The 618-nt window shown below is 65.4% G+C and carries 1 protein-coding gene; it reads left to right on the plus strand.

Translation table 11 applies throughout. From position 1 onward, the window contains the following. The coding region (locus tag TX76_RS16910; RefSeq protein ID WP_049904182.1) for an IS6 family transposase at window positions 1-606 on the plus strand (606 nt) is incomplete at its 5' end. Window positions 607-618 lie beyond the last annotated feature (12 nt).

Genomic DNA, 618 nt, shown 5'->3' on the forward strand with positions numbered 1-618 from the left:
CCCGTCAGGGCGCTCGGGGTGCGCCTCCACGCTGCGGGGCTGTCGCTGCGAGAGACGGCGGCTGTGCTGGAGCTGTTCGGCGTCAAGTGCTCGCATCAGGCGGTCTTCCAGTGGGTCCACCGCCTCGCCGAGCACCTCCCAGACCCGCCGCGGAGCGCTCCGCGGCGGGTCGCTGTCGACGAAACCGCGGTGCAGATCGGCTCCGAGTGGTGCTGGCTGTACGCTGCGATCGATCTGGATTCGAAGCTGTTGCTCGGCGTGCGGCTGTCGCCGCGGCGAGGGTCGTCCGCCGCTGCGGCGTTCCTTTCGGAGCTAAAGGAGCGCCACGACCTTTCTGCGGCGGAGCTGTTGGTCGACGGCTTCGGCTACCTGACCGCTCTCGCGCGCACGGATCTGAGCGGTCAACTCGAATACACTGAACGTGATAAGATCGAGAAGTGGCTCCAGACGCTGAAAATGCGGGTCAACCGCTTTCACAACACCTGGAACGGCGGGCTCGCCAGCGCTGCGCGCTGGCTCGCCGCCTTCGTCCACTACTACAATTTCCAGCGACCCAATCAAGCGCTTGATAACCGCACGCCAGTCAAGGAGGTGCTGAAGCGTTGACTAGACAGTGCC

Origin of the sequence: Halococcus agarilyticus (assembly GCF_000334895.1) — an archaeon.
Classification (GTDB): Archaea; Halobacteriota; Halobacteria; order Halobacteriales; family Halococcaceae; genus Halococcus; species Halococcus agarilyticus.